This window comes from Faecalibacterium sp. I3-3-89 (assembly GCF_023347275.1).
Taxonomy (GTDB): domain Bacteria; phylum Bacillota; class Clostridia; order Oscillospirales; family Ruminococcaceae; genus Faecalibacterium; species Faecalibacterium butyricigenerans.
In genome coordinates, this window is the sequence record NZ_CP094468.1 from 1055948 (window position 1) to 1081749 (window position 25802).

Annotated in this window: 26 protein-coding genes; 23 read left to right on the forward strand and 3 right to left on the reverse strand. The window is 65.9% G+C overall.

Going from position 1 to position 25802, the window contains the following annotated elements:
* Positions 1 to 81 precede the first annotated feature (81 nt).
* From MTP38_RS04930 to MTP38_RS05035, 22 genes are read left to right on the forward strand one after another with little or no spacing between them, the layout of a single operon-like run.
* Entirely contained in the window at positions 82 to 927 is an 846-nt protein-coding gene (locus MTP38_RS04930) for an iron transporter (protein WP_249234430.1), read from the forward strand.
* 30 nt (positions 928 to 957) lie between these two features.
* Positions 958 to 2091, forward strand: a complete 1134-nt coding sequence (locus tag MTP38_RS04935; protein ID WP_249234431.1) for an ABC transporter substrate-binding protein — start codon at positions 958 to 960, stop codon at positions 2089 to 2091.
* Positions 2092 to 2104: 13 nt separating this feature from the next.
* Entirely contained in the window at positions 2105 to 3124 is a 1020-nt protein-coding gene (locus MTP38_RS04940; RefSeq protein ID WP_227619817.1) for a FecCD family ABC transporter permease, read from the forward strand.
* Entirely contained in the window at positions 3121 to 5085 is a 1965-nt protein-coding gene (gene cbiD / locus MTP38_RS04945) for a cobalt-precorrin-5B (C(1))-methyltransferase CbiD (protein WP_249234432.1), read from the forward strand. Before MTP38_RS04940 ends, cbiD begins: the two co-directional genes overlap by 4 nt.
* A complete protein-coding gene (gene cobI / locus MTP38_RS04950) occupies positions 5046 to 5747 on the forward strand; it encodes a precorrin-2 C(20)-methyltransferase (RefSeq protein ID WP_249234433.1) in 702 nt (233 codons plus the stop codon). Before cbiD ends, cobI begins: the two co-directional genes overlap by 40 nt.
* A gap of 5 nt (positions 5748 to 5752) precedes the next feature.
* Positions 5753 to 6520, forward strand: coding sequence for a precorrin-4 C(11)-methyltransferase (cobM, locus tag MTP38_RS04955; RefSeq protein WP_227619814.1), 768 nt, complete (start codon positions 5753 to 5755; stop codon positions 6518 to 6520).
* Positions 6517 to 7509 carry a cobalt-precorrin 5A hydrolase gene (locus MTP38_RS04960; protein WP_249234434.1) on the forward strand — a complete coding sequence of 331 codons (993 nt, stop codon included), beginning with the start codon at positions 6517 to 6519 and terminating at the stop codon, positions 7507 to 7509. Before cobM ends, MTP38_RS04960 begins: the two co-directional genes overlap by 4 nt.
* The gene (gene cobJ, locus MTP38_RS04965) at positions 7506 to 8249 is read left to right on the forward strand and encodes a precorrin-3B C(17)-methyltransferase (RefSeq protein WP_249234435.1); all 744 of its coding nucleotides are present in this window, start codon (positions 7506 to 7508) and stop codon (positions 8247 to 8249) included. Before MTP38_RS04960 ends, cobJ begins: the two co-directional genes overlap by 4 nt.
* Positions 8246 to 8983, forward strand: coding sequence for a precorrin-6A reductase (gene cobK, locus MTP38_RS04970; RefSeq protein WP_249234436.1), 738 nt, complete (start codon positions 8246 to 8248; stop codon positions 8981 to 8983). Before cobJ ends, cobK begins: the two co-directional genes overlap by 4 nt.
* Positions 8980 to 10173, forward strand: coding sequence for a precorrin-6y C5,15-methyltransferase (decarboxylating) subunit CbiE (gene cbiE / locus MTP38_RS04975; RefSeq protein ID WP_249234437.1), 1194 nt, complete (start codon positions 8980 to 8982; stop codon positions 10171 to 10173). Before cobK ends, cbiE begins: the two co-directional genes overlap by 4 nt.
* A 2-nt stretch (positions 10174 to 10175) precedes the next feature.
* A complete protein-coding gene (locus MTP38_RS04980; RefSeq protein ID WP_249234438.1) occupies positions 10176 to 11528 on the forward strand; it encodes a cobyrinate a,c-diamide synthase in 1353 nt (450 codons plus the stop codon).
* Positions 11521 to 12597, forward strand: a complete 1077-nt coding sequence (cobT, locus tag MTP38_RS04985) for a nicotinate-nucleotide--dimethylbenzimidazole phosphoribosyltransferase (RefSeq protein WP_249234439.1) — start codon at positions 11521 to 11523, stop codon at positions 12595 to 12597. Before MTP38_RS04980 ends, cobT begins: the two co-directional genes overlap by 8 nt.
* Positions 12591 to 13115, forward strand: a complete 525-nt coding sequence (locus MTP38_RS04990) for a bifunctional adenosylcobinamide kinase/adenosylcobinamide-phosphate guanylyltransferase (RefSeq protein WP_249234440.1) — start codon at positions 12591 to 12593, stop codon at positions 13113 to 13115. Before cobT ends, MTP38_RS04990 begins: the two co-directional genes overlap by 7 nt.
* Complete coding sequence (locus tag MTP38_RS04995; RefSeq protein ID WP_227619806.1) at positions 13112 to 13864, forward strand: adenosylcobinamide-GDP ribazoletransferase; 753 nt, start codon at positions 13112 to 13114, stop codon at positions 13862 to 13864. Before MTP38_RS04990 ends, MTP38_RS04995 begins: the two co-directional genes overlap by 4 nt.
* Positions 13865 to 14191: a bifunctional adenosylcobinamide kinase/adenosylcobinamide-phosphate guanylyltransferase gene (locus MTP38_RS05000; RefSeq protein ID WP_249234441.1), complete on the forward strand. Its 327-nt coding sequence runs from the start codon at positions 13865 to 13867 to the stop codon at positions 14189 to 14191.
* Entirely contained in the window at positions 14185 to 14790 is a 606-nt protein-coding gene (locus MTP38_RS05005; RefSeq protein ID WP_227619804.1) for a histidine phosphatase family protein, read from the forward strand. The genes MTP38_RS05000 and MTP38_RS05005 overlap by 7 nt, the downstream gene beginning before the upstream one ends.
* Positions 14790 to 15743, forward strand: a complete 954-nt coding sequence (gene cbiB, locus MTP38_RS05010) for an adenosylcobinamide-phosphate synthase CbiB (RefSeq protein WP_249234661.1) — start codon at positions 14790 to 14792, stop codon at positions 15741 to 15743. The genes MTP38_RS05005 and cbiB overlap by 1 nt, the downstream gene beginning before the upstream one ends.
* The gene (locus MTP38_RS05015) at positions 15740 to 16792 is read left to right on the forward strand and encodes a pyridoxal phosphate-dependent aminotransferase (RefSeq protein WP_249234442.1); all 1053 of its coding nucleotides are present in this window, start codon (positions 15740 to 15742) and stop codon (positions 16790 to 16792) included. Before cbiB ends, MTP38_RS05015 begins: the two co-directional genes overlap by 4 nt.
* The gene (locus MTP38_RS05020; protein ID WP_249234443.1) at positions 16789 to 18276 is read left to right on the forward strand and encodes a cobyric acid synthase; all 1488 of its coding nucleotides are present in this window, start codon (positions 16789 to 16791) and stop codon (positions 18274 to 18276) included. Before MTP38_RS05015 ends, MTP38_RS05020 begins: the two co-directional genes overlap by 4 nt.
* A 1-nt stretch (position 18277) precedes the next feature.
* The gene (locus tag MTP38_RS05025; protein ID WP_249234444.1) at positions 18278 to 18790 is read left to right on the forward strand and encodes a cob(I)yrinic acid a,c-diamide adenosyltransferase; all 513 of its coding nucleotides are present in this window, start codon (positions 18278 to 18280) and stop codon (positions 18788 to 18790) included.
* Positions 18787 to 19458, forward strand: coding sequence for a precorrin-8X methylmutase (locus MTP38_RS05030; protein WP_249234445.1), 672 nt, complete (start codon positions 18787 to 18789; stop codon positions 19456 to 19458). Before MTP38_RS05025 ends, MTP38_RS05030 begins: the two co-directional genes overlap by 4 nt.
* Before the next feature lie 22 nt (positions 19459 to 19480).
* On the forward strand, positions 19481 to 20209 hold the full coding sequence (locus MTP38_RS05035) for a GNAT family N-acetyltransferase (protein WP_249234446.1): 729 nt from the start codon (positions 19481 to 19483) through the stop codon (positions 20207 to 20209).
* Positions 20210 to 20262: 53 nt separating this feature from the next.
* Here MTP38_RS05035 and MTP38_RS05040 read toward each other — a convergent pair whose 3' ends face one another.
* The 3 genes from MTP38_RS05040 to MTP38_RS05050 form a co-directional block, all read right to left on the reverse strand.
* The gene (locus MTP38_RS05040; protein ID WP_249234447.1) at positions 20263 to 20991 is read right to left on the reverse strand and encodes a hypothetical protein; all 729 of its coding nucleotides are present in this window, start codon (positions 20989 to 20991) and stop codon (positions 20263 to 20265) included.
* Positions 20992 to 21230: 239 nt separating this feature from the next.
* Complete coding sequence (locus MTP38_RS05045) at positions 21231 to 23000, reverse strand: hypothetical protein (protein WP_249234448.1); 1770 nt, start codon at positions 22998 to 23000, stop codon at positions 21231 to 21233.
* A gap of 12 nt (positions 23001 to 23012) precedes the next feature.
* The gene (locus tag MTP38_RS05050) at positions 23013 to 23942 is read right to left on the reverse strand and encodes an AAA family ATPase (RefSeq protein WP_249234449.1); all 930 of its coding nucleotides are present in this window, start codon (positions 23940 to 23942) and stop codon (positions 23013 to 23015) included.
* A 295-nt stretch (positions 23943 to 24237) separates the two neighbouring features.
* Here MTP38_RS05050 and MTP38_RS05055 point away from each other — a divergent pair, with 295 nt between their 5' ends.
* Entirely contained in the window at positions 24238 to 25638 is a 1401-nt protein-coding gene (locus MTP38_RS05055; RefSeq protein WP_249234450.1) for an alanine/glycine:cation symporter family protein, read from the forward strand.
* The last annotated feature ends 164 nt before the right edge of the window (positions 25639 to 25802 follow it).

A 25802-nucleotide genomic window follows, 5' to 3' on the forward strand; every position in this document is an offset into this window, starting at 1 on the left:
AATTTCTTTTTCGGCCTGCTTTGAAATCAGGCCATTGCGTGTTATAATCTTTTTGGTACGATATAAGTCGAGGTAACTGCTATGAAACTGAAAAATAAATGCTCTCTTCTGCTGGCCGGTGTGATGCTGGCCGGTGCACTCGTCGGCTGCGGCGCATCCAGCGCCCCGGCCAGCTCTGCCGCTTCCTCCGAGGCAGCGGCCTCCTCTGCCGTGAGCGAGGCTGCTTCTGCCTCCGCTGAGGCGGCGCTGCCCGACGGCACCTACGCCGCTGATTTTGACACCGACAGCTCCATGTTCCACGCCAATGAGGCATTCGACGGAAAAGGCACGCTGACCGTGAAGGACGGTCAGATGACGCTCCACGTCAGTCTCGTCTCCAAGAACATCGTCAACCTCTACGTCGGCACGGCAGAGGACGCGGCCTCCCACGAGGCCGACTGGCTCCAGCCCACCACCGATGTGGTGAACTACAGCGACGGCACCTCGGATGAGGTGTACGGCTTCGACATCCCGGTGGAGGCACTGGACACGGACTTCTCCGTTGCCATCCTCGGCAAGAAGGGCAAGTGGTACGACCACACCGTCAGCGTCCGCAATGCACAGCCCACGATGGAGGAGGCCCTTGCCGACGGCGCCTATACCTGCGACGTGACCCTTGAGGGCGGCTCCGGCCGCGCCACCGTGGAAAGCCCTGCGGCCCTGACCGTGGCCGACGGCAGGATGACCGCCACCATCGTCTGGTCCAGCCCCAACTACGACTATATGCTGGTGGACGGCGAAAAGTATCTGCCCACCAACACCGAGGGCAACTCCACCTTCGAGATCCCCGTCGCCGCCCTCGACACCCCGCTGGATGTGGTGGGCGATACCGTCGCCATGAGCACCCCGCACGAGATCGAGTATACGCTGACCTTTACGCTGAAGTAAACCGCTTCGCAGACTGAGAGGTTAAAGCCTATGAAGCGCCGCAATTTTCTGAAAGCCCTGCCCGCCGCCGCACTTACCCTCGCTGGCTGCGGACAGGCAGAGACCGCCCCGGCCAATACGGCCTCTCTCGTGTTCGACCACAGCTATCCGCTGGACTATGCGGCTCAGTTCTCCGCCGACTGCTATGAGGGGGGATATGTGCTGGTGAATATCCCGGACAGCGGCAGATTCCTCGTGATCCCCGAGGACGCGGCAGAGGTGGATGACCTGCCCGCCGATGTTGTCCCGCTCCGCCAGCCGCTGGACAACATCTACCTCGTCTCCACCTCGGTGATGGACCTCTTCGTCCATCTGGATGCGCTGGACTGCATCGCCCTCTCTGGCACCAAGGCCGAGGGCTGGTATGTGGAGGAGGCCAAGCAGGCCATGCAGGAGGGCCGCATCGCCTACGCCGGCAAGTACAGCGCCCCGGACTATGAGCGGATCCTTGCTTCCGGGTGCAGCCTCGCCATCGAGAACACCATGATCCTCCATGACCCTGCGGTCAAGGAACAGCTGGAAAAGTTCGGCGTGCCGGTGCTCATCGAGCGCTCGAGCTATGAGAGCGGCCCGCTGGCCCGGATGGAGTGGCTCAAGCTCTACGGCATCCTGCTGGGCAGGACCGAGCAGGCGGAGGAAATTTTCCGCCAGAAGGTGGAGCAGGTGGCCCCCATCCTCGGGCAGGAGAGCACCGGAAAAACGGTGGCTTTCTTCTCCATCACGTCGAACAACCTCATCACCGTCCGCCGCACCAGCGACTATGTGGCCCAGATGGTGGGGATGGCGGGCGGCGTCTACATTTTTGACGACCTCGAGGGGGACAGCCCGGGCCAGTCCACCATCAAGCTGCCCCTCGAGACCTTCTACGCCCGGGCCAAAGACGTCGATGTCCTCATCTACAACAGCACCATCGAGGGCGTCGTGGAGACCCGTGACCAGCTCATCGAAAAGTGCCCCATGCTGGAGGAGTTCAAGGCTGTCCAGTCCGGCGACTGCTGGTGTACGGCCCAGAGCCTGTTCCAGCAGAGCATGGAGCTGGCCGACCTCATCTCCGATATGAACCTCGTTTTTACCGAGGGCAGGCCCGACCCGGCCTCCCTCCGCTTTTTGCAGCAGATCGTATAAAAGGAGCATTGTCATGACTACCACACGCCGCCTCAGCCTCGCCTACCTCGCCCTCACGGCGGGGCTTGCGGTGCTGTTCGCGCTCAACCTGTTCTGGGGCAGCGTGGAGCTGACGCCCGGGGCAGTGGCTGCAGCCCTGCTGGGCCGGGGTGGGGATGCGCTGGCTGTGGGCATCGTGCTGCAGCTGCGCCTGCCCCGGGCCGTCATGGTGGTGCTGCTGGGCGCGGCCCTCTCTGCAGCGGGCTACCTTTTGCAGACCTTCTTTGCCAACCCCATTGCAGGCCCCTTCGTCATGGGCGTGTCCAGCGGCGCGAAGCTGGCCGTGGCCCTCACGATGGTGGTCTTCCTGCAAAGGGGGCTGCTTACCGGTTCGGCCACCCTCATCATCGCGGCCTTTGCGGGCGCGATGGCGGCGATGGCCTTCGTGCTGGTGGTGGCCCGGCGGGTGCCCCGGATGAGCATCCTTGTCATCTGCGGCATCATGATCGGCTACATCTGCTCGGCCATCACCGACATCGTCGTGACCTTCGCGCAGGACTCCAACATCGTCAACCTCCACAACTGGTCGATGGGCAGCTTTTCCGGCATGACGTGGGCCAACGTGGGCGCTGCGGCCTGCGTGGTGCTGCCCGCACTGGCAGCGGCATTCCTCCTCTCCAAGCCTATGGCGGCCTACCAGATGGGGGAAAGCTATGCCCGAAGCGTCGGCGTGCCGGTGCGGGCCTTCTCGACGGCCCTCGTGCTCCTTTCCAGCCTCCTCTCCGCCTGCGTGACGGCCTTTGCCGGGCCGATCTCGTTCGTGGGCATCGCGGTGCCTCATCTGGTCAAGAGCCTGCTGGGCAGCGCCAAACCCCTCTATGTCCTGCCGGGCTGCTGCCTTGGCGGGGCGGCGTTCTGCCTGCTCTGCGACCTTATCGCCCGCAGCCTATTCGCGCCCACCGAGCTGTCCATCAGCTCGGTGACAGCAGTTTTTGGTGCACCGGTGGTCATCTGGCTGCTGGTGCGCCGCCAGACAGAGGGAGGCCGGGAATGAGCGAAGAAAAAGCCTTCTGCCGCACCGATGACCTTGCCATCGGCTACGGCAAAACGCCCCTGATGGAGCACATCCGCCTCGGAGCCGAAAAGGGGAGCATCCTCACCCTCATCGGACCCAACGGTGCGGGCAAATCTACCCTCCTCAAGACGCTGGCGGCCCAGCTGGCCCCGCAGGGGGGCGCTGTCCTGCTGGACGGAAAGAGCCTTGCGGACTACTCCGGCCCTGAGCGCGCCCGGAAGATGGCCCTGATGGTGCCCCACACCCGCCGCACTGAGTTGACCACCTGCTTTGAAATGGCCTCCGCCGGGCGCTACCCCTACACGGGGCGGCTGGGCGTCCTCTCGGCGGAGGACAGGCGGCAGGTCCACGCTGCGCTGGCTCTCGTGGGGGCCGAAGCGCTGGCGGGGCGGGACTTCAACTGCATCAGTGACGGCCAGCGCCAGCGCGTGCTGCTGGCCCGGGCCATCTGCCAGCAGCCGGAGCTGATCCTGCTGGACGAGCCGACGTCCTTCCTTGACATCAAGGGCAAGGCCGAGCTTCTGGCCATCCTGAAGAGCCTCGCCCGGGACAAGAAGATGGCCGTCATCCTCAGCCTCCACGAATTAGAGCTGGCCCAGAAGATCTCGGATAAGGTCGTCTGCGTCTCGGCGGCGGGCGTCTCGGACGTTATGACGCCCGGACAGGCGTTTGCCCGGGAAAACATCTGTAAAATTTATGATTTGAGCGACGAGCAGTACGCTTTTCTGTACGGTGAAGCGAAAAAGCCCGCCGAGACGGGGCAGCCCCGCTTTGAGCACTATGTCCGCAGCGGTCAAAAGCTCCTGCGCTGCGGTTACACCACCGGCACCTGCGCGGCGCTGGGGGCGGCGGGCGCAGCCCGTCTCCTCCTCACCGGCCGCGCCCCGGAGACGGTGGCCCTCCGCACCCCGAAGGGCATCGTGGTGGAGGTAGAGCCGATCTTCTGCCGCCGGTCGGGCGAGGGAGCGGCGTGCGCCATCCGCAAAGACGGCGGCGACGATGTGGACGTGACCACCGGCCTGCCGGTCATTGCCGGTGTGACCCTCCGGCCGGAGCTGGCCGGAGAGGTGTGCATCCACGGCGGCGAGGGGGTGGGCCGGGTGACGAAGCCCGGCCTCGACCAGCCGGTGGGCGAAGCCGCCATCAACCACGTCCCCCGGGCCATGATAAAGGAGGCGCTGGAAAAGGAGGCGGAGTCTGCCGGATATGCGGGCGGCTTCGATGTCACCATCTCCATCGAGGGCGGGGCCGAGACAGCCAAGCGCACCTTCAATCCCCACATGGGCGTGGAAGGCGGCCTCAGCGTCCTCGGCACCAGCGGCATTGTCGAGCCGATGAGCCAGCAGGCCATCCTCGACACCATCCAGCTGGAGATGGGGCAGGTCGCGCTTCGGGCAGGGACGCCCCGGCGGCTCATCCTCGCCCCGGGCAACTACGGGCTGGACTATCTCCACGAGAATCTGCCGGCTCTGAAGTGCATCCCGGTGGTCAAGACCTCGAACTTCATCGGCGATGCGCTGGATATGGCGGCTGCGTCAAAATTCGAGCAGGTGGTGCTGGTGGGCCACATCGGCAAGCTGGTCAAGCTGGCGGGGGGCGTCATGAACACCCATTCCCGCACGGCGGACTGCCGCACCGAGCTGCTCTGCGCCCACGCCGCTCTCTGCGGCGCGTCCCGGGGCGTCTGCGCATCCCTGATGGGCGCCGCCACCACCGACGCCTGCATGGAGATCCTAGACAAGGCGGGGATGAGAGAGCCAGTGCTGTCGAGCTTGCTGGACGCCATCCAGCTCCACCTCGACCGTCGCGCCGCCGGGGCGTTCCGGGTGGGCGCGGTGCTCTTCTCCAACCAATACGGCCCGCTGGGCCAGACCAAGACTGCAAAGGAGCTGCTGGACGAATGGAAAAACGGATCGGCGTCTTGTACGGCGTCAGTGTAGGCCCGGGCGACCCGGAGCTGATGACCCTGAAGGCGGTCCGCTGCCTCGAAAAATGCCCGGTCATCGCCGCACCCCAGACCGCAGGAGGCCGGATGCTGGCGCTGGACATCGCCCGGGGCGCGGTCGGGCTGGACGGCAAGACCATCCTGCCCCTGCGCTTTGCCATGAGCCGCGACCCGGAGATGCTGCGCGCCTCCCATGAGGAGGCCGCCCGGGCGGTGAAAGAGTATCTGGATGCCGGGCAGGACGTCGCCATGCTCAACCTCGGCGATGTCTCGGTCTATGCCACCTTCGGCTATCTGCAGGAGATCTTAGAGGCAGAGGGCTATAAGACCGTGAGGATCCCCGGGGTGCCAAGCTTCTGCGCCGCCGCGGCCCGGCTGGGCCAGTCCCTGACGGGCGGGATGGAAGCGCCTCTGACCATCGCCCCGGGACGACACGCGGCCGAGGTACTGGCCGCACCGGGGACGAAGGTGCTGATGAAATCGGGCCGTCAGCTGCCGGAGACGCTGGCCGCACTGGCCGAAGCCGGGCTTCTGGGCCGCAGTGCGATGGTCTGCAACTGCGGCCTGCCGGACGAGGAGGTCTGGCCCGACCTGTCTGCCTGCGATGCCAGCCGTCCGGCGGGCTATTTTGCAACGATCTTAGTAAAGGAAGGGTAACGGATATGGTTCATTTTGTGGGAGCGGGGCCGGGTGCCCCCGACCTCATCACCCGTCGGGGCGCGGCCCTGCTGGCCGATGCCGACTGCATCATCTATGCGGGCAGCCTCGTCAACCCGGCCCTGCTGGGTCTGGCAAAGCCCGGCTGCGCCATCTACAACAGCGCCGAGATGACGCTGGAACAGGTGCTGGACACCATCCGCGCTACGGAGCAGGCGGGCGGCACCACCGTCCGCCTCCACACCGGCGACCCCTGCCTTTATGGGGCCATCCGGGAGCAGATGGATGCGCTGGACGCCGACGGCATCCCCTACGATGACACCCCGGGTGTGTCCAGCTTCTGCGGCGCAGCGGCGGCGCTCTGTGCCGAGTACACCCTGCCCAATGTGAGCCAGACCGTCATCATCACCCGGATGGAGGGCCGCACCCCCGTCCCCGAGGCCGAGCAGCTGGCAAAGCTGGCCGCGCATGGGGCCACCATGGTCATCTTCCTCTCCATCGGGCTGGTGGACAAGGTCCAGCAGGCCCTCCTTTCCAGCGGCGGCTACCGCTCCGACACTCCCGCCGCAGTGGTGTATAAGGCCACATGGCCGGAGCAGAAGGTGGTGCGGTGCACCGTCTCCACGCTGGCCGAGGAGACCCGCAAAAACGGCATCACCAAGACGGCCCTCATCGTCGTGGGCGATTTTCTGGGGCGGGATTACGACCGCAGCAAGCTCTACGACCCTGCCTTTACCACCGAGTTCCGGCAGGGGACGGAGGCCGGAAAATGAGCTGTGCGTATCTGGCCTTTACGGCAAGGGGCGAGGCACTGGCCCGTCGGCTGGCGGAGGCCCTGCCCGGCAGCGTGAGCCGCTGCGGCGGGGAAGTGACCCTGAAGGGCTGGACGGCGGAGCACTTTGCACAGAACGAGGCGCTTATTTTTGTAGGAGCTGTGGGCATCGCCGTCCGGGCCGTCGCGCCCTATTGCAAAAGCAAGGCCAGCGACCCAGCGGTGGTGGCTGTGGACGAGGGCGGGCAGTTCGCCGTGCCCCTGTTGTCGGGCCATCTGGGGGGCGCGAATGCGCTGGCCCGGGCGCTGGCGGAGGTCTGCGGCGCGGTGCCGGTCATCACGACGGCCACCGATGTCAACGGCCTTTTTGCCGTGGACCTCTGGGCCAAGGCGCAGGGCTGCGCCCTCCTTGAGCCGGAGCGCATCAAGCGCGTCAGCGGCACCCTGCTGGCCGGACAGACCGTCCGGTACTGGTCGGCGTGGCCGGTGGCGGGGGAGGCCCCCGCCGGGGTGGAGCGGGCCGGGACGCCCGAGGCCGCTGATTTCGCCCTCACCCTCACGCCGGAGGGCGGGGCGCTCCACCTCGTGCCCCCCATCGGGGTGCTGGGCGTGGGGTGCCGCCGGGGCACGACGGCAGAGCGGCTGGAAGAGGCGTTCTCGGCCTTCTGTGCCTCGTCGGGCCTCAGCCCGGCGGCAGTCTCGGCGGCTGCCAGCATCGACCTGAAAAAAGAGGAGCCGGGACTTGCGCAGTTCTGCGAAGCCCACGGCTGGCCCATCACATTCTATTCGGCAGACCAGCTGCGGGCCGTGCCGGGGCAGTTCACCCCCTCGGCCTTCGTGGCCGGTGTCACCGGCGTGGACAACGTCTGCGAGCGGGCAGCGGCAAAAGCCTCGGGCGGGGCGCTCCTGCTGCCCAAGACAGCGGGCGGCGGCGTGACGCTGGCGCTGGCCGTCCGCCCCTTTGCACCCGATTGGAGGACAGAGCAATGAGTGAGAACCGAAAGACCGTGTTCGTCGTGGGGCTTGGCCCCGGCGGCGGACAGTTTCTGACCGTGCAGGCGCAGAGCGCCTTGCAGCAGGCCGAGGTGTTGTGCGGCTATACGGTCTACATCGACCTTGTGCGCCCCCTCTACCCGGAAAAGGAGTGCTACGCCACCGGCATGACCCGGGAGCTTGACCGCTGCCGCTGGGCGCTGGATACCGCCCGGGCAGGCCGGGATGTGGCGCTGGTCTGCTCCGGCGATGCCGGGGTCTACGGCATGGCAAGCCCCCTTCTGGAACTGGCCGAGGCGTATCCGGGTGTTGATGTGGAGGTCGTGCCCGGCCTGACCGCCGCCCTCAGCGGCGGGGCGGTGCTGGGGGCACCGCTGGCCCACGATTTCTGCGTCCTCTCTCTGTCCGACCGCCTCACGCCGTGGGAGGTCATCGAAAAGCGTCTGGCCTGCGCGGCGCAGGGCGATTTCGCGCTGGCGCTGTACAATCCCTCCTCCAAGGGCCGCCCCGACTACCTGCGCCGGGCCGTGGACATCCTGCTGGCCCACGGCAAGGCCCCTGACACCCTCTGCGGCTGGGTGCGGAACATCGGCCGGGAGGGACAGGAAAAGCAGCTCCTGCCTCTCAGCCAGCTCCGGGACACCGAGGTGGATATGTTCACCACCGTCTTTGTGGGCAACGCGGCTACCCGCGCACTGAGCGGGCGGATGGTCACGCCGCGGGGGTATCGCCGATGAGAGTGGTCCTGTTCAGCGGTACCACCGAGGGGCGGGAGCTTTCCCGTCGGCTGGCAGAGCTTGGCCTTGAAGTCACCGTCAGCGTAGCCACCCCGCTGGGGCAGGAAGAGCAGGGGAGCGCCCCCGGCGTCACCGTCCGGTGCGGGCGGCTCCTGCCCGATGAGATGGCCGCTCTCCTGAAGGGCGCTGCCCTCTGCATCGACGCCACCCACCCCTACGCAGTGGAGGCGACGAAGAACATCCGGGCGGCGGCAGAGTCGGCGGGGGTCGGGTATCTCCGCCTCCTCCGCCCGGCCAGCCCCCTGCCGGAGGGCTGTCTTGTCTTCGGGAGCGCAGGGCAGGCGGCGGAGGCGCTGGCGCAAAAGGAAGGAAACCTTCTGCTGGCCACCGGAGCCAAAGAGCTGACTCAGTTTGCGGCCATCCCGCCCCAGCGGCTCTATCCCCGCGTCCTGCCCACGCTGGAAAGCATCGCAGCCTGTGAGGCGGCGGGCATCCCCCACCGCAACATCATCGCCATGCAGGGGCCGTTCAGCTTCGCGCTCAATCAGGCGATGATGGAGCAGTTCCGTATCCGCTGGCTGGTCACGAAAGACGGCGGCGCAGCGGGCGGATTCGACGAAAAAGCCGCTGCTGCCGCCGCCGCGGGGGCGCAGCTGGTGGTCATCCGCCGCCCGCCCGAGGAGGGCGAGACGGCGGAAGAGGTGCTGAAACGCTGCAAGGAGATGATAAGATGAACGTGACACTCATCGGCATGGGTTCCGGCCAGCCCGAGAGTCTGACCCTCCAGAGTCTGGCCGCGCTGCGGCAGGCCGACCTCATCCTTGGTGCGCGGCGTCTGCTGGCGGCTCTGCCCGCCGGCTGCACTGCCAACCGCGCCGCTGCCTACCGCGCCGACGAGGTGGCGGAGCTTCTGCACACCTCCGGCGCAGAGAACGCCGTGCTGGTCTACAGCGGCGACACCGGCTTTTACTCCGGCGCAGCCGCGCTGCTGGATAAGCTTTCGGCTCTCGGCATCCGCACCCGGGTGCTGCCGGGTCTTTCCAGCGTCCAGCTCCTTGCGGCGGCGCTGGGCCGTCCGTGGCAGGACTGGAACCTCGTCTCGGCCCATGGCCGCGCCTGCGACCCGGTGGCCGAGTGTATGCAGGGCAGGCCCGCCTTTTTCCTCACCGGCGGCAGTGAAGACCCTGCCACCCTCTGCGCCCAGCTGGCGGCGGAGGGCTTCGGCGAGGTGGAGGCCGTCGTGGGCCAGTGCCTCGGCACGCCGGAAGAGAAGCTCTTCCGGGGCAGGGTGCAGGAGCTGGCGGCGGGCCGCTTCGACAGCCTGAGCGTCCTCCTCGTGGAGGCCGCAGAGGTGCAGCCCCGCCGCACGCCGGGCCTGCCGGATGAAGCGTTCGAGCGGGGCAGTGTCCCCATGACCAAGCAGGAGGTGCGGGCTGCTGTGCTGGCAAAGCTGGCCGTCCGCCCGGAGGATATCCTGTGGGACGTGGGGGCCGGGACGGGCAGTGTCAGCGTGGAGCTGGCGCTGGCTGCGCCCCGGGGCAGGGTCTACGCGGTGGAGTGCGACCCGGAGGGCTGCGCCCTCATCCGGGCCAACCGCCAGAGATTCCTCGCCCGCAACCTGACCCTCGTGGAGGGGCTTGCCCCCGCCGCGCTGGCCGACCTGCCCGCGCCGGACGCCGTCTTTATCGGCGGCAGCAAGGGCAGCCTCGCCGCCATCGTGGACGCTGCGCTGGAAAAGAACCCCGCCGCCCGCATCTGTGCGTCGGCCATCGCCCTCGAGACCCTCTCGGCGGCGGTGGCTGCGCTGACGGCCCGGGGCCGGACGGTGCAGGTGAGCCAGATCGCCGTCAGCCGGGCCAGAGCCGTGGGCGGGCTGCACCTCATGATGGCCCAGAACCCTATCTACCTCATCACGGGAGAATGACCATGATCCAATTTCTGCTGGCGGCACCCCGCTCGGGCAGCGGCAAGACCACCATGACCTGCGCCCTCCTGATGGCGCTCAAGCGGCGGGGCTACACGCCCTGCGCATTCAAGAGCGGGCCGGACTACATCGACCCCATGTTCCACCGGGCGGTGCTGGGGGTGGAGAGCCACAACCTCGACCTCTTTTTCTCCCCGCCCGAAACGGTGCGTACCCTCTACGCGAAGGGAGCCTCCGGCCACGGCGCGGCGGTCTGTGAGGGGGCGATGGGCTTCTACGATGGCCTCGGCGGTGTGAGCGACAAGGCCAGCGCGTGGCATCTGGCCGACACGCTGGGCCTGCCGGTGCTGCTGGTGGTGGAGCCGAAGGGCCAGAGCCTGACGCTGGCCGCAGAGCTGCGGGGCCTCGACGGCTTCCGCACCCCCAGCCATCTTGCGGGCATCCTGCTCAACAACTGCACGGCCCGGATGCACGCCCTGCTGGCCCCCATGCTGGAAGCGGAAACGGGCCTGCCGGTGCTGGGTTTCCTGCCCAAGCTCCCGGAGGCCGTCATCGGGAGCCGCCATCTCGGCCTCTATACGGCGGCAGAGGTGGAGGACCTGCAAAAAAAGCTGGCCGCACTGGCCGCAGCGGCGGAGGAGCAGATCGACTGGCCCCGCCTGCTGGCCCTCTGCGAAAAAGAGCCGCCCGCCCTGTCCGGGCAGGCGGAGACACCCCCGGCCCGCGTCCGCATTGCTGTGGCGCAGGACGAAGCCTTCTGCTTCACCTACGCCGAGACGCTGGAAGCGCTCCGGGACGCCGGGGCAGAGCCAGTCTTTTTCAGCCCTCTCCGGGACGCAAGCCTGCCGGAGAAGGTCGGCGGGCTGTATCTGCCCGGCGGCTACCCGGAGCTTCACGCCAAAGCACTGAGCGAAAATACCGCGCTTCTGCGCGAGATAAAAAAGAGGGTCGAAGCCGGTCTGCCCACAGTGGCCGAGTGCGGCGGCTTCCTCTATCTGGGGCAGCGGCTCACCGACACCGCCGGGCAGAGCTGGCCGATGGCCGGCGTTCTGCCGGGGACGGCGCAGGACGCCGGGCGGCTCGTCCGGTTCGGATATGCCGAGCTGAGGGCCGAAGAGGACAGTATGCTCTTCCGGTCCGGAGAGCATTTTCCCATCCATGAGTTCCACCACTGGGACTCCACCGCCAACGGCACGGCCCTCACGGCCCGCAAGCCGGTGGGGGGCACGGAATGGCGGTGCGGATTTGCAAACGAGCATTTCTATGCGGGTTTCCCGCATTTATACTGGGCGGGCACGCCCCTGCCGCAGCGTTTTGCCGCTGCGGCGGAAACATATAGGAGAGACCATGACTGAGACAGAACTTGCCGCCCTCTGCGCGGCCATCACGCCGCCGGACGAAGCCGCCCGGGCGGCGGCACACGCCCACTGGGCCAGCCTCGCAAAACCGCTGGGCGGGCTGGGGGCACTGGAAACTGTGCTCGAAGACGCCGCGGCCCTTACCGGCAGCGCGAAACTGGAGTTTTCCCACCGCGCGGTGCTGGTGCTCTGCGCCGACAACGGCGTGGTGGCGCAGGGCGTCAGCCAGACCGACAGCAGCGTGACCCGCGCCGTGGCCGAGAACCTCGCCGCCCGCCGCACCAGCGTCTGCCGGATGGCCCAGACGGCCCGGTGCGAGGTGGTGCCGGTGGATATGGGCATCGCGGGCGGGCCTGTGGCAGGCGTCCTCGACTGCCGCATCGCCCCGGGCACGGCGGACTTTACCCTTGGCCCGGCCATGAGCCGGGCGCAGGCTGTGGAAGCGGTCGGACGGGGCATCCGGCTGGTGCAGGAGCAGAAGAAAGCGGGCGTCGGCCTGCTGGCCACCGGGGAGATGGGCATTGGCAACACGACAACGTCCAGCGCCGTGGCCGCTGTCCTGCTGGGGCAGCCGGTGGAGCGGATGACAGGACGAGGGGCAGGCCTCTCGGATGCAGGCCTTGCCCGGAAGGTCGATGCCATCCATCGCGGCATCGTCCGGAATCAGCCCGACCCCGCCGACCCGCTGGACGTGATGGCGAAGCTGGGCGGCTTCGACATCGCGGGGCTTTGTGGCATCTTTCTCGGCGGGGCCTTGGAGGGAGTGCCCGTGCTGGCCGACGGCTTCATCAGCGGAGTGGCGGCGCTCTGCGCAGTCCGGCTCTGCCCGGCGGCGGAAAAGGCGGTCTTTGCCAGCCATTGCTCTACCGAGCCGGCCGCGAAGCTGGTGCTGGATGCACTGAACAAAAAAGCCCTCATCACGGCAGGCCTCCATCTGGGCGAGGGCACCGGCGCGGTGGCCGCCATCCCGCTGTGGGATATGGCGCTGGCCGTCTACGATGGCTGCTATTCCTTCGCAGAGGGCGGCATCGATGCCTACACGCCGCAGGGAGGCGCGGGATGCTGACGCTGGTCATCGGCGGCGCAGCCAGCGGAAAGAGCGCCTACGCCGAGAGTCTTGTCTTAAAGACCGGCCTGCCCCGGTACTACCTCGCCACCATGCAGGTCTGGGACGCCGAGTGCGCCGCCCGGGTGGAAAAGCACCGGAAGATGCGGGCCGAAAAGCAGTTCGAGACGCTGGAGTGCCCGCTCCACCTCGACCATCTGGCTCTGCCCGGCCGGGGGACCGTCCTCTTGGAAGACCTCGGCAACCTTGTGGCCAATGAGCTTTACGACCCCGGCGGGGCGGGAGAGCACACCGCAAAGGCCGTTCTGACCGGGCTGGAGCGCCTCGCCGCCGGGTGCAGCGACCTCATCGTCGTGTCGAACGAGGTGTTCAGCGGCGGGGCCGACTATGTAGGCGATACCGCGCAGTATCTGCGGGCGCTGGCGCAGGTAAACAACGCCTTCGCCGCCCGGGCGGACAACGTCTGCCTGGTGGTCTGCGGCCTGCCGGTGTATTACAAGGGGGGAGAGAAGCTGTGACCATTTTGCAGACCATCGCGGTAGCCTTTGCGATGTTTTCGGCCCTGCCGGTACCGCAGTTCGGGTGGAACGAGAAGAATATGCGGTACGCCATGTGTGCCTTCCCCCTCATCGGGCTGGTGTGCGGCGGGCTGTGGTGCCTCTGCGGCGTCCTGCCCCTGCCGGATATGGCCCGGGCGGCGGCGTTCTGCCTCGTGCCGGTGGCTGTCACCGGCGGCATCCATCTGGACGGCTATGCCGACACCTCGGATGCCCTCTCGAGCTACGGCGACCGCGAAAAAAAGCTCGAGATCCTGAAGGATTCTCACTGCGGTGCCTTTGCCGTCATCCGGCTGTGCAGTTATTTTGTCGCCTACTTCGGCCTCTGCGGCAGTGTGCGGTTCACCCCTCGTGTGGGGCTGTGCTGGACGCTGGCGCTGGTGCTGGAACGGGCGCTGTCCGGCTTTGCCGTGGCGGCATTCCCGCTGGCGAAGGATACCGGCCTTGCCCACACCTTCGCCACGGCGGCGGACAGGCAGACCGTCCGCCGTTTCCTCTGCGGGGCGTCGGCCCTGCTGGTGCTGGCGCTGACGGTGCTGGGGGGTGGTGCTCTGGCGGCAGCGGCGCTTCTGGCGATGAGCCGCTATTATTTTGTGGCGAAAAAGCAGTTCGGCGGCATCACCGGCGATCTGGCCGGGTGGTTTCTGCAGCGGGCTGAGCTGTGGATGCTGGCGGCGCTGGCTGTCAGCCAGTGGGGAGGAGTGCTGTAAATGATGTTCATCACAGGGCCGCTCTACAGCGGCAAGCGCACCTTTGCGCGGAAGTTCCGGGGCAGCGTCATCGCCGATGTGCAGGACGCCGCTGCGGAAGTCCAGACCCCGGAGCAGCTCGAAGCGCTGGCCCGGGAGCTGGCGGAATACGATATTGTCATCGCCACCGAGGTCGGCGGCGGTGTTGTCCCGATGGATGCCGGAGCGCGTGCCGGGCGGGAGGCCGCCGGGCGGCTGGCCTGCCTGCTGGCCGCCCGCGCCGACTGCGTGGTGCAGATGTTCTGCGGCATCCCGACGGTATTGAAAGGAGAATTGCCCTCATGTTGATCTATTTACTGCGTCATGGCCTGACCGAATACAACGCCCAGAAGCGCTATCAGGGCCAGCGCGACATCCCGCTCTCGGCGGAGGGCCTGCGCCAGCTGCGCCGGGCCGACATCGACCCGAAGGTGGTCTATATCACACCGCTGCAGCGGACGGCCCAGACGGCCCGGGTGCTCTTCCCGGACGCAAAACTCGTGGTCGTCAAAGACCTGCAGGAGATGTGCTTTGGCAGCTTCGAGGGGAAGAACTACGTCGAGATGGAGCACGACGCCGACTATCAGGCGTGGGTGAAGGCCAACTGCGAGAGCAAGTGCCCCGACGGCGAGCGGAAGGACGATTTCTCCGCCCGCATTTGCAATGCATTCTCCGGTCTGGTGGACAAGGCACTGGCCGACGGCGAGGAGCTGCTGGTCATCCTCGCCCACGGCGGCACCCAGATGGCGGCGATGGAGCGGTATGTCCTGCCCCGGCGCGGCTATTATGAGTGGTGCGGCCCCAACGCGGGCGGCTATGTGTTGGACGCCGCCGACTGGGCAGAAAAGCGCCAGCTCCGCCTCGTCAGGACCGTGCAGTACACGAAGGACGCGGAGGCGGACGCATGATGACCGTCTGGGCTGTGCTGGGGGGCTTCGTGCTGGATGCCATCTTCGGCGACCCGGCGTGGCTGCCTCACCCGGTGGTGTACATGGGCAAGGCCATCTCCCGGCTGGAAAAATTTCTCCGCGCCCGCCTGCCGAAGACGCCGCAGGGCGAGCTGCTGGGCGGCGCGGTGCTGGCGTTCTGCCTGCCGGTGGGGACGCTGCTGCTCACGGGCCTTGTCTGCTGGGGTGCGGCACGGCTCCACCCTCTGCTGGGGCTTGCCGTGCAGATGTTCTGGTGCGGGCAGGCGCTGGCCGCAAAGGGGCTGGTGCAGGAGAGCACGAATGTCTATGCCGAGCTGAAAAAAGGCAGCCTGCCCGCTGCCCGGAAGGCCGTGAGCCGCATCGTGGGCCGTGACACGGAAGCGCTGACTGCTGAGGGCGTGACCCGAGCGGCGGTGGAGACCGTGGCCGAAAACGCCAGCGACGGCGTCATCGCGCCGCTGCTCTATATGCTGCTGGGCGGTGCGCCGCTGGCCCTGACCTACAAGGCCATCAACACGATGGACAGCATGGTGGGCTACAAGAACGAGAAATATCTCTATTTTGGCCGTGCGGCGGCAAAGCTGGACGATGTGGCAAACTATATCCCGAGCCGTCTGGCGGCGCTGCTCTGGATCATGGCGGCGGCGTTCACCCGCAATGACGCCAAGGGCGCGTGGCGTATCTGGCGGCGGGACCGCCGCAATCACGCCAGCCCCAACAGCGCCCAGACTGAGAGCGCCTGCGCCGGTGCGCTGGGCGTCCAGCTGGCCGGGCCGGCCTATTATTTCGGGGAATATTATCCGAAGCCCACCATCGGCGACCCGCTGCGGCCCATCGAGCCGGAGGATATTCTGCGGGCAGATCAGATGATGTATGCAGCCAGCGGGCTTGCGCTGGCGTTTGGATGTGCGATACGGGGGTTCTTGGGATGAAACAACTGGTCCACGGCGGTGACTGGATGAGCTACCGCGAACGCTTTGGCCGCGATGCACTGGATTTTTCGGCGAACGTCAGCCCCCTCGGCCTGCCCGAGGGGGTGGCGCAGGCCATCCGGGAGGCTCTGGCGGAGGCCGACCGCTACCCCGACCCCCTCTGCCGTACCCTGCGCGCGGCGCTGAGCCGGGCCGAGGGCGTGCCGCCGGAGCAGATCCTCTGCGGCAACGGCGCGGCGGATCTCATCTTCCGGCTGGTCTGGGCCGCAAAGCCCCGCCGGGCGCTCGTGACGGCCCCTACCTTTGCCGAGTACGCCGCCGCGCTGGATACGGCAGGCTGTGAGGTAAAACGCTTTTTCCTCGAGGAAGCAGAGGACTTCGCGGTGACGGACGCCCTTGTGGACGCCGTGGACGAGAGCACCGACATGGTGTTCCTCTGCCAGCCCAACAACCCCACGGGACAGCTTGCTTCGCCCGGGCTGGTCGAAAAGCTGCTGCGCCGGTGTGAGGCGTGTGGCGCGATCCTTGCGGTGGACGAATGCTTCCTCGATTTCCTGCCCGACGCCGACCGGTGGACGGCGAAGCCTCTGCTGGAAAGCGGCAGCCTCGTCATCTTCAAGGCCTTTACCAAGCTCTACGGCATGGCAGGCGTCCGGCTGGGCTACTGCCTCTGCGGCGACGAGGTGCTTTTAGAGAAGATGCAGGCGGCGGGTCAGCCGTGGGCCGTGTCGAGTCTGGCGCAGGCGGCGGGCATCGCGGCTTTGAAGGAGACGGCCTATGTGGATGAGGTGCGGGCGCTGATCGCGCAGCAGCGTCCGGCCATGACGGCAGGGCTGCGGGCGCTGGGCCTGCGGGTCATCGACGGAAAAGCCAACTATCTGCTCTTCCGCGCCCCTGCCGACCTGAACGAACGACTCCGCCCGCTGGGCACACAGGTGCGCAGCTGCGCGAATTATCCGGGCCTCGGGCCGGAGTGGTACCGCACAGCGGTGCGCACGGCTCCCGAGAACGCCCGGCTGCTGGAGATCATGAGGGAGGTGCTGGAATGAGCAGAGCAAAATGCATCATGGTGCAGGGCACGATGAGCGGCGCGGGCAAAAGCCTGCTCTGCGCGGCGCTCTGCCGCATCTTTGCGCAGGACGGCCTGCGCGCCGTGCCCTTCAAGAGCCAGAACATGGCCCTGAACAGCTTCGTCACCAAGGACGGCCTTGAGATGGGCCGGGCGCAGGTGGTGCAGGCACAGGCGGCCGGCGTTGAGCCGGACGTGCGGATGAACCCGATCCTCCTGAAGCCCAGCAGCGACGTGGGCAGTCAGGTCATCGTCAACGGCGAAGTGCGGGGCCAGATGGCGGCGGCGGAGTATTTCCGCATGAAAAAAAAGCTGGTGCCGGACATCATGGCCGCATATGATAGTCTGGCTGAGGAGGCTGACGTCATCGTCATCGAGGGCGCAGGCAGCCCGGCGGAGATAAACCTGAAAAGCGAGGACATCGTGAACATGGGCCTCGCCGAGATGGTGGATGCGCCGGTGCTTCTGGTGGGCGACATCGACCGGGGCGGCGTGTTCGCCCAGCTTTACGGCACGGTGGAGCTGCTGGAAGAAAAGGAGCGGGCGCGCATCAAGGGGCTTGTCATCAACAAATTCCGGGGCGATGTGGAGATCCTCCGCCCCGGCCTTGCGATGCTGGAAGAGAAGACTCATCTGCCGGTGGTGGGGGTCGTGCCGTATCTGAAGGTGGACATCGAGGACGAGGACTCCCTGAGCCAGCGCCTCGAGAGCCGGGGCGGAAAAAAGCCGCTGGATGCAGCCATCCTCCGCCTGCCGCACCTGTCCAATTTTACGGACTTTATGCCGCTGGAGCAGCACCCGCTGCTGGGGGTGCGCTATGTGGCGAACGCCCACGAGCTGGGCACGCCCGACCTCATCCTGCTGCCGGGCACTAAGAACACGGTGGACGACCTGCTCTGGCTGCGGCAGTGCGGGCTGGAGGCAGCTCTGCTCCGGCTGGCTGGGAAAGGGACGCCGGTGCTGGGGGTCTGCGGCGGCTACCAGATGCTGGGCCAGACCCTCGACGACTCCGAGGGAAGCGAGAGCGGCCGTCCGCAGACGCTGCGGGGGCTGGGCCTGCTGCCCACCCGGACGGTGTTCAGCCAGCGCAAGCGCCGCGCACAGGTCCGGGCCGTCGTCACGGCTGCCCCCTTTGCAGGCGCGGAGCTGGAAGCCTACGAGATCCACACCGGCGTCACCGAGGCCGAGGGCGATCCGTTCGCCCGCTACCCGGACGGCGGGCGGGAGGGCTGCGTGCAGGGCAATGTGTTTGGCACCTATCTCCACGGCCTGTTTGACACTGGCGCCCTCACCGAGGCGCTGGCGGGCTGGCTCTGCCGCCGCAGGGGCATCGACCCCTCCGACGCGGCCCTCATCCCGATGGAGGAGTACCGCCGCCAGCAGTTCAACAAGTTGGCCGACGGCGTCCGGGCGGCACTGGACATGGACGCGGTGTATGCCGCGATGGGAATGGAGAAGCACTGAAATGGAGCAGGGACTTTTGCACCTCTACTGGGGCGATGGAAAGGGAAAGACCACCGCTGCTATGGGCCTTGCACTCCGTGCGCTGGGAGCCGGAAAGCGGGTGGTCATCGTCCAGTTCCTGAAAGGCGGGAACAGCGGGGAGATCCCGCTTCTGGCCCGGCTGGGGGCGGAGATCTACCGGGGCAAGGCCGGGCAGAAATTCGTGTTCCAGATGACGCCGGAAGAAAAGGCCGCGACCCGTGAACTGCAAAATCAGAACCTTGCCGCTGCAATGGCCCGCCCTGCCGACCTGCTGGTGCTGGACGAGGCCGGGAGCGCCGAGGAACTGGAGATGGTGGACGTCGGCCAATTAAAAAAGGCCGTCTTGGAACGGCCTGCCGGATGTGAATGCGTCCTGACGGCCCACACGCCGCCCCAGTGGATGCTGGATGCCGCCGATTACTCCACCGAGATGAAATGCCACCGCCACCCCTACCAGAAGGGGATAAAAGCACGAAAGGGGATAGAATATTGACGCCGCAGCATCATCTTCCCGCCGACATCGAGCGGACGAGCTTCCGCATCATCACCGAAGAACTGGACATGATGGGCCTGACCCCGCCGCCCGAGCACGAAGCCGTGGTCAAGCGGGTCATCCACACCACCGCCGACTTCGACTATGCGCGGAATCTCCGCTTTACCCCCCACGCCGTGGAGCAGGCCGTCAAGGCCCTCCACGCCGGAGCGGTCATCGTGACCGACACGAACATGGCGCTGGCCGGCATCACAAAGCCCGGGCTGGCAAAGCTGGGCGGCATGGCCTGCTGCTACATGGCCGACCCGGAGGTGGCCGCTGCCGCCAAGGAGGCGGGCACCACCCGGGCCGTTGCGGCTATGAAAAAGGCGGCGCAGGAGCACCCCGGGGCGATCCTGGCCGTCGGCAACGCGCCCACAGCCCTGCTGACCATCGCAGAGCAGATCGAAAACGGCCTGCGGCCTGCGCTGGTCATTGGCGTCCCGGTGGGCTTCGTGAATGTGGTGGAGAGCAAAGAGCGGCTCTTCGCCATCTGCGAAAAGCACGGTGTGCCCGCCATCGCGGCGATGGGCCGCAAGGGTGGCAGCAATGTGGCCGCCGCCATCTGCAACGCCCTCATCTACTCCGCCGCCGAGATGCTCGACCCTTCGGCCCGGGGGTGGAAGTGAGCGATAAGGTTTGGAGGAACGCATGAACCCTACAAGAAAGACCGATGAAAGCTTTTACCGGCTGTTTTCCGCGTCTCACACCGTTTCAGAGCATCTGACCAAGCGGGAGGACAGCGAGCTGCGCGATAAATACGACCACAACGCGTTCTGCTATTACAGCCAGCCCTCGGCAGATGAAGTCCGGGCCGCGCTGGCCTACCAGAAAGAGCGGGGAGACACCTTCCTCAAGCTGGAAGGGTACGAGCCGCTGGCCGATGCATTCGGCATGGAGTGCGAAGAGACCCTGACGATGGTTCTGCCCCCGGAAACAGACATCCGCAGCTGGAAAACGAACCCGGACGTCTCGATCAAGGCCCCGGACGCAGACCAGCTGGAACAGCACGAACTGAAATACTACGGCCCGTTGTACGGAGATGATTTTACCGTGCGGAACAACCGGAACCTCCGGGAAAAGCTGACCTACCTCGGCGCGTATCTGGGCGGGAAGCTGGTGGGTGATTGCTATATTTTCGCATCCGATGGGTATGTCTGCATGGACGGCCTGCTGGTGGACGAGGATTTCCGGCACCAGTACATCGCCATGACCCTGATGAAGCATATTGCCGAAAAGGCGCAGGAGCGCGGAGAGATCCTGTATCTTCACGCTGACTCCGAGGATACACCGAAGGAACTGTATGCGAAGATGGGATTTCAGGCCGTTGACAAGCTCTATGAATATCTCTGCACCGATTTCTCGAAACTGAAAATATGAACGAATGCGCGCCGGATACGGCGATGGGCCTCCCGATGCGGGAGGCCTTTCTGTTACACCGTCGCCAGCACGGCGAGGATGCTCTGCCAGCGCGGGTTCTCGACGGCAGGCGCACGGCGGATGGGCCGGGGCGTCTGCGCAGGCTGAGGACGCTGGGCCGACTGGGATAGGGGAGAGAGGAGGGCGGCCTGCCACGCGGCGGCAAGCTGCATGGCCTCGGGGCAGCTCTGGAGGGTGCGGCGCTCGGCTCCGGCGAGATAGTCGCCCAGCCAGCAGAGGATGGCCGCGATGTTGAGCTGCTCTGCGGCGCGGGCGCTCCAATAGCTCCAATGGGCGGGACGGCCTGCGAACCGCTCCACCGTGATGAGCGCCCCTTCCCGGACAGAGGAGGGAGCGGCCGTCCCACAACCACCGGCAGTATGGGCCAGCACATAAAGGATGTGCTCCATCCGGCGGCTGTCGAGAGCGTCGTCCCGGATGAAGGCAGAGAAATCCGTCTGGGCCAGCAGACCCTCGGCGGTGGCAGGGAAGCGCCCCGTCAGCTCGCCGGAAGCGTTGTGGCAGCTCTGCCACCCCTTTCGGATGAGCTGGAAGTTCAACTTCTGGCGTCCCATCGTGGAATAGAAGACCCGGGCCTTGCCGCTGACCGGCTCCTGCCGCAGTTCGAGATAGGCGTCCGCACCGCCGAGGTCTTGTACCTTGACACTGAGCACAAGGCGGTACTCGGGCTTCTGGCTGGACATGGCAAGGTGCATCTCTTCAAAATAACGTGCGGCATCCATAGTGGTTCTCCTTCCTGTGGGCAGCGTGGGTGTTGTCGGAGGGGTACGGCCCTTTGTTGGTTGTAGTATATCATAAATCACGACAAAATACAACTATAAGTTTGCCAAAAAACCAGAAATTTTTTGCCTTTCCTACGAAACAAAACGTGTTGGTTGTATACGACAACAAAAATACGGGGCCGCTGGCAGCAGATACAACTGCACAGCGGCCCCGCAGGCTCTCTTTATAAATAAGAAGCTCAGTCGCCCAGCTCCCGGATCTCGTTCTGGATGAGCCGTCCGGCGGCGCGGGCCAGCTGGTCCATCCCCCGGATGCGGGCCATGTTCTTGCCGTAGATGCGGGAGGCATCGGCGGCGCTGGAGTCCTCGCCCATAAAGACGGCGGAGACCCGCAGGCCCTTGCGCTGGAGCGCCCGCACCTCGGCGGCGGCATCCTCCACGCCTGCGCTCCCGCTGTAATCGCGGCCCAGCGGGTCGTTGGGAGAGGGCGGGATGCGGCGGCTGTCGTTGGGGGAGGCGTCGGTCAGGAGGATGAGCAGGTGGCGTGCGGCAGGGCCGGGGTCGAAGTCGATGAGGTCGCCTGCGGCACGCAGAGCCAGACCGTCCCGGTTCCAGCCCGAGGCGAAATACTGGCAGATGCCCTGCAGGCTCTTTTCTTTAAAGCCTTTGAGCACCCGGAGGACGGTGTAGCCTCGCAGGCTGGAAAAGCAGCTCACCCGCACCGGGATGCCGCAGGCCGCGAGGCTCTGGGCAAGGATAGACCCCTGCGCCGCGATGACCTCCTGACAGTGGAGGCGGGAGGCCGAGGCGTCCAGCAGGAGATCGACGGTAAAGGAGGGCTGATTCTCCTCCTCTGCACAGCGGAACACCCGGCCATCGTCCATGACGGTGCGCCAGACCCGCCCGGGGTCGAGATTGCCGCTGCGGGCCACCCGGGCGTTGGGCTGCTGGTGGACGAGGATGCAGTTGCGGATCTGTTCGGAGAGCCGGAGCACGACGCTGCGGTGAAGCTCAAGGTTTTTCGCGTAATAGGCCCGGTTCCGCTCGGCCTGAAGCTGGGCCTGCTCGGCCAGATGCTTTGCCTCGGGGGTGGGGGCCTGTTCCGGGCTGGGCACGCCGGAGGCGAACCAGAGATGACAGCCCAGATGCTCGCCGGTGCAAAGCTCCTGCTCGGCCTTCCGCAGCCGCTCGGGCGGGTAGAGCGACCGGCCAAAGCAGCTCTCGATGTAGGCCCGATCCTCCTCGGCGCGCTGGCGCAGGGTGATGTGGGCCAGCCGCTTGTCCGCATGGACACCGCCGCCGGAGGCATCCACCGCGCCGGAGGCATCCACCGCGCCGGAGTGCTCCACCGTCACCCGGTCGGTCTTTATCATCTGGGTGGGCATGGTGCGGGTCATGAGGGACGCCAGGAGGCCGTCCAAGTGGAGGTGCAGCCCGGCTTTCTGGTGCACCGTCCCGTCGAACAGCTCGAACTTGGCGTAGACAGCCAGCAGCGCGGCTTTCAGCTCCTCGGGGCGAGGGGGCGTTTCGGGGCTGAGGGCAGCGCTGAGGCTCTTTTCGTAGGGGGTCATGACGGGCGGTGTCCGGCCCTGCACGGCCCGCCAGCGTGCAGCCTGCATGGAGTAGACCAGCTGGTTCTTCGCCATCCACTCCTGCCGCGAGAGCTTGTACTGGATGCCGAAAAAATAATCCGCATGGGCGCGGCGGAGGGCCGAAAGCACCGGGCGGCCGGGCAGCTCGAGGGCGTAAGCCGCGCTTTCGAGGTAGAGCCAGCTCAGATCGTCCAGCATGGTCTGCCGGAGGTCGCCCTCCCATGTGTCGAAGAGGCTGCGCACCAGCGCGTCGCCGTAGTATTTGTGCACCAGCCCCACGATGCAGTTCATGTAAAAATCAATGGTGCCGTCGGTGTTGCGGGCAAGGAACAACGGCTCGAAGCCGTAGGCCCCTGCCGCCGCCCACACCTGATTGGCGGCACGCCGCTCTTCGGCGGTGTAGCTCTGCGCTTCCATCGGAATGCTCCTTTAGCCGAAGAGCTTTGCGGCGGTGAGCTGGGCCGGGATGCGGGCGGCGATGGCGTCCCGGATGAGGCCCTGCTCGTAGGAGTCGAAGGCCTTGTTGGTGATGCCCATGTCCAGCGCAGCTCCGGCGGCGACGCCCCGGCGCATCAGGCGCAGAGCGTCCAGCATCCCGCGCAGGTCGAGGGCTTTGGTGGAGATCTCCGCGCTGTCGCACTTTTTCTGCAAGTCGAGGAAGAGGAGGGCAAACTGCCGGACGTATTTGCCGTTCAGGTCGGGGAACTGGGTGCGCAGGAGCTTTTCAAGGTTCTCTTCGGTGATGGTGGGCATCTGGATGACCACGAAACGGGAGGTCAGCGCCTCGTTCAGCTCCCGGGTGCCTGCATAGCCGTAGTTCATGGTGGCGATGAAGCGGGTCTCCTCAGCCAGCGGGATGCGGTCGTAGCCCGGCACATCAATGGCCCGGCGAAAATCCAGCACGGCGTGGAGGACGGCCAGCGCCTCGTTTTTGGCCATATTGATCTCATCCAGCACGCCGAAGCCGCCGCTCTGGGCGCAGCGGTAGACCGGGCCGGGCCGGAACTTTACCTGTCCGCCCTCGAAGGTGTCCATGCCGATGAGGGAGGCTGCGTCCATGTTGACGTGGAACGAGATGTCCCACGCGGGACGCCCGAAGGCGGCGGCAAGGTTCTCTGCCAGCACGTTCTTGCCGGTGGCCTTGCCGCCCGCCAGCAGCAGGTTCTCGCCGCAGAGCAGAGCGGCCAGCGCCTGCTCCCACACCTCTCTGCCGTAGTAGACGAAAGCAGGAGCCGGGATGCGGGGACGCAGGGCCTCGGCCAGCGGGTGGGCGGCGCGGTATTCTTCCACAGCCCGCAGCAGGTCGGGGGAGATCCCCTCCTGCCGCAGCGTATCCATCAGACCAGATGTTTCAGACATCAATGACATCTCCTTGCGGTTGGCAGTGCCAAACCGAAATTTCACCCTTATCATAGCACAATCGGCGTGGTTTGTGTAGAGCTTTGGCAGGCAAAAAAGCGGCAAAGAAGCAGAGAGAACACAGGGGAAGCGGATCCAAAAAATTTCAGCCAGAACGGGCGGATCTCAGGAATAAATTGACAGAGCGTGTGGAATGAGATAAAATATCTTTCGTTGTGTTAAAATCAGGAAGCTGTTTTTGTAAGCGTTGCACACCGCTTACAAAAACAGCTTCCAAAGAAAGGCGTAAACGATCATGCTCGAAACCATCACAGCCGTCAATCAGGCGGTCAACAGCTTTATCTGGGGCATCCCGGCGATGGTCTGCATCATCGGCGTGGGCCTGCTGCTCAGCGTGCGGACCGGCTTTTTGCAGATCCGGAAATTCCCCTATGCCATCCGCACCACCATCGGACGCATCTTCCGCAGGAAGGACGCCTCCGACGGCGCAATGACGCCGTTTCAGGCGGTCTGCACCGCGCTGGCTGCGACCGTCGGCACCGGCAACATCGCCGGCGTGGCGGGCGCGATCGCCATCGGCGGGCCGGGCGCGGTGTTCTGGATGTGGTGCTCGGCTCTGCTGGGGATGTGCACCAAGTTCGCCGAGGTGACGCTGGCGGTGCACTTCCGCGAGCGGAACAAGAACGGTGAGCTTGTGGGCGGCCCCATGTACTATATCAAGAACGGCCTCGGCAGCCGGTGGCAGTTCCTCGCGGTCCTCTACTCCCTGTTCGGCGTGCTGACCGTCTTCGGCACCGGCAACGCCACGCAGGTGAACACCATCGTCACCGCCATCGACTCAGCCCTGCTGGCCACCGGCAGCGGCCTGAACGGCATCCTGCCCACCCTCAACCTCATCGTGGGCGTCGTGGTGGCCATGATGGTAGCAATGGTGCTGCTGGGCGGCGTCAAGCGCATCGGCAGCGTCACCGAGAAGCTGGTGCCCTTTATGGCGCTGTTCTACATTGTACTGGCGCTGGGCGTCGTGGCGCTCAACTACCGCCGCTTCCCGGCGGTTCTTGCCTCCATCGTCGGCGGTGCATTCGACCCGCAGGCCGTCACCGGCGGTGCCATCGGCAGCGTCTTTCTCAGTATGCAGAAGGGCGTCTCCCGCGGCATCTTCTCCAACGAGGCCGGCCTCGGCACAGGCTCCATCGCCCACGCCTGCGCCGACACCCACAAGCCGGTCAAGCAGGGAATGTTCGGCATCTTCGAGGTCTTTGCCGATACCATCGTCATCTGCACCCTGACCGCCATGGTCATCCTGTGCAGCGGTGTGCCGGTGGGCTACGGCAGCGCGGCAGGCGCGGAACTGACCATCTCCGGCTTCACGGCCACCTACGGCGGCTGGTCGTCCATCTTCACGGCGGTGGCGCTCTGCTGCTTCGCGTTCTCCACCATCATCGGCTGGGGTCTGTACGGCTCCCGGTGCATCGAGTTCCTGTTCCACACCGACAAGGTGGTCGGGCCGTTCCTCGTGGTCTACTCCTTCGTGTCCATTCTGGGCGCGACGGTGGACCTCGGGCTGCTGTGGAGCATCGCCGACACCTTCAACGGCCTGATGAGCATCCCGAACCTCATCGCCCTGCTCCTGCTCTCCGGCACAGTGGCAAAGCTCACGAAGGAGTTCTTCGCGGGCGAAGGGGCAAAGAAATAAAGAATTACTTAGAGCGGAACACGGCAGGTGCATTTTAATGTGCATCTGCCGTGTTTTTTGTATATTGTGATAAAATACGGAGTCTGCCTTTGTGAAACAGGACGAAATATGGCTTTTGAGAGCCGAACAACTTGACAAATGGATACAGGGGGGGGTAGAATCGG

Coding starts and splice junctions, on each gene's coding strand:
- MTP38_RS04930 (WP_249234430.1), top strand. CDS start 82: ATGAAACTGAAAAATAAATGCTCTCTTCTGCTGGCCGGTGTGATGCTG.
- MTP38_RS04935 (WP_249234431.1), top strand. CDS start 958: ATGAAGCGCCGCAATTTTCTGAAAGCCCTGCCCGCCGCCGCACTTACC.
- MTP38_RS04940 (WP_227619817.1), top strand. CDS start 2,105: ATGACTACCACACGCCGCCTCAGCCTCGCCTACCTCGCCCTCACGGCG.
- cbiD (WP_249234432.1), top strand. CDS start 3,121: ATGAGCGAAGAAAAAGCCTTCTGCCGCACCGATGACCTTGCCATCGGC.
- cobI (WP_249234433.1), top strand. CDS start 5,046: ATGGAAAAACGGATCGGCGTCTTGTACGGCGTCAGTGTAGGCCCGGGC.
- cobM (WP_227619814.1), top strand. CDS start 5,753: ATGGTTCATTTTGTGGGAGCGGGGCCGGGTGCCCCCGACCTCATCACC.
- MTP38_RS04960 (WP_249234434.1), top strand. CDS start 6,517: ATGAGCTGTGCGTATCTGGCCTTTACGGCAAGGGGCGAGGCACTGGCC.
- cobJ (WP_249234435.1), top strand. CDS start 7,506: ATGAGTGAGAACCGAAAGACCGTGTTCGTCGTGGGGCTTGGCCCCGGC.
- cobK (WP_249234436.1), top strand. CDS start 8,246: ATGAGAGTGGTCCTGTTCAGCGGTACCACCGAGGGGCGGGAGCTTTCC.
- cbiE (WP_249234437.1), top strand. CDS start 8,980: ATGAACGTGACACTCATCGGCATGGGTTCCGGCCAGCCCGAGAGTCTG.
- MTP38_RS04980 (WP_249234438.1), top strand. CDS start 10,176: ATGATCCAATTTCTGCTGGCGGCACCCCGCTCGGGCAGCGGCAAGACC.
- cobT (WP_249234439.1), top strand. CDS start 11,521: ATGACTGAGACAGAACTTGCCGCCCTCTGCGCGGCCATCACGCCGCCG.
- MTP38_RS04990 (WP_249234440.1), top strand. CDS start 12,591: ATGCTGACGCTGGTCATCGGCGGCGCAGCCAGCGGAAAGAGCGCCTAC.
- MTP38_RS05000 (WP_249234441.1), top strand. CDS start 13,865: ATGATGTTCATCACAGGGCCGCTCTACAGCGGCAAGCGCACCTTTGCG.
- MTP38_RS05005 (WP_227619804.1), top strand. CDS start 14,185: ATGTTGATCTATTTACTGCGTCATGGCCTGACCGAATACAACGCCCAG.
- cbiB (WP_249234661.1), top strand. CDS start 14,790: ATGACCGTCTGGGCTGTGCTGGGGGGCTTCGTGCTGGATGCCATCTTC.
- MTP38_RS05015 (WP_249234442.1), top strand. CDS start 15,740: ATGAAACAACTGGTCCACGGCGGTGACTGGATGAGCTACCGCGAACGC.
- MTP38_RS05020 (WP_249234443.1), top strand. CDS start 16,789: ATGAGCAGAGCAAAATGCATCATGGTGCAGGGCACGATGAGCGGCGCG.
- MTP38_RS05025 (WP_249234444.1), top strand. CDS start 18,278: ATGGAGCAGGGACTTTTGCACCTCTACTGGGGCGATGGAAAGGGAAAG.
- MTP38_RS05035 (WP_249234446.1), top strand. CDS start 19,481: ATGAACCCTACAAGAAAGACCGATGAAAGCTTTTACCGGCTGTTTTCC.
- MTP38_RS05040 (WP_249234447.1), bottom strand. CDS start 20,991: ATGGATGCCGCACGTTATTTTGAAGAGATGCACCTTGCCATGTCCAGC.
- MTP38_RS05045 (WP_249234448.1), bottom strand. CDS start 23,000: ATGGAAGCGCAGAGCTACACCGCCGAAGAGCGGCGTGCCGCCAATCAG.
- MTP38_RS05050 (WP_249234449.1), bottom strand. CDS start 23,942: ATGTCTGAAACATCTGGTCTGATGGATACGCTGCGGCAGGAGGGGATC.
- MTP38_RS05055 (WP_249234450.1), top strand. CDS start 24,238: ATGCTCGAAACCATCACAGCCGTCAATCAGGCGGTCAACAGCTTTATC.